The sequence below is a fragment of the Symbiopectobacterium sp. genome (assembly GCF_051710365.1).
In the GTDB taxonomy this organism is placed as follows: domain Bacteria; phylum Pseudomonadota; class Gammaproteobacteria; order Enterobacterales; family Enterobacteriaceae; genus Symbiopectobacterium.
In genome coordinates this window covers 1-616 of sequence record NZ_JBPETA010000407.1, presented here as the reverse complement: position 1 = coordinate 616, position 616 = coordinate 1, and the positions used below count along the sequence as shown (strand labels likewise).

At 51.1% G+C, this 616-nt stretch carries 1 tRNA gene and 2 pseudogenes; 1 reads left to right on the top strand and 2 read right to left on the bottom strand.

The features are described 5' to 3' along the window. Nucleotides 1-223: pseudogene (locus ACTBDZ_RS18355) on the top strand (exonuclease); the annotation flags it as partial. Between the two features lie 69 nt (nucleotides 224-292). On the opposite strand, the gene ACTBDZ_RS18350 reads toward ACTBDZ_RS18355, so the two are convergent. Next, nucleotides 293-370 (bottom strand) — tRNA-Gly (locus ACTBDZ_RS18350). Nucleotides 371-386: 16 nt separating this feature from the next. Beyond that, nucleotides 387-616 (bottom strand): annotated as a pseudogene (locus ACTBDZ_RS18345) (hypothetical protein); the annotation flags it as partial.

Below are 616 nucleotides of genomic sequence, written 5' to 3'. Positions count from 1 at the left end.
ATACCTCCTACAGATGCACGCCCAAATGATGTGTACGGGCAGGAAATGGTGTGATTTTGTCAGCTATGACGACAGGCTACCGCCAGACCTTGCCTATTACCAGTTGAGAATTCATCAGGACGATAAATTGGTTGCTGAAATACAGGAAGCGTTAACGCAGTTCCTGGCTGAACTTGAAAGAGAACTTGAGGCTATCAGGAAATTATCCAGGGTAGCAGCATGAGTGCATGCACGTCGTTGGGCGGCCGTACAATCAGGTTCAGCCTGACGCGGGAGGGGGGTTACTCAAAGTTGGAGGGTCGAGCAGGGATCGAACCCACATCTTACGGTTGGGGAACACGTACGCTCTTCCACACTAAGCTACCGACCCAAGGTGGCAGAATTGCTCAAAGGGCCGTGACGAGAAAAGCTTTCACAACCAGAGAGAGAATACCCAAAATTCCAGCACTCAGCATCCAGCGCATTAACTTCTGCTCGGAGCGAATACCCGCCATTTCAAGCTGTAAATCCTTGCGGACGATTTCCATATCCTTGCGCACGTTGCCAATCTCTGCGGACAGATCCTTACGGACATCGGCTATCTCTGCGGACAGGTCCTTACGGACATCGGCTATCT